Source organism: Variovorax sp. KBW07 (assembly GCF_003852515.1).
Taxonomy (GTDB): domain Bacteria; phylum Pseudomonadota; class Gammaproteobacteria; order Burkholderiales; family Burkholderiaceae_C; genus Variovorax.
On sequence record NZ_QAJK01000086.1, the window covers coordinates 1 to 287 of the forward strand.

Consider the following 287-nt stretch of genomic DNA (forward strand, 5'->3'; position numbering starts at 1 on the left):
GGCTGGCTGTCGACGGCGGTGTCAGCGTGGTGCTTGGGGCCTGAGACAGTTTTTCGCCCTGAACTCTGTTGTTCAGGGCGACGCTCACGCCGACGGTGAGCTCTGCTCCGCGAATGTCCCCCGCTTCGCTCCTCCTTTATTTCGCTGCGCAGAGCACACCATCGACGTGAGCGGCTCAGAGCGGTCGTTGATCGAGCGACACAAGCGCAGCGCCCTCGTACGAATGGCATCGGGTGCTCCCCGCAGCGAAATAAAGGAGGAGCGAAGCGGGGGACATTCGCGGAGGG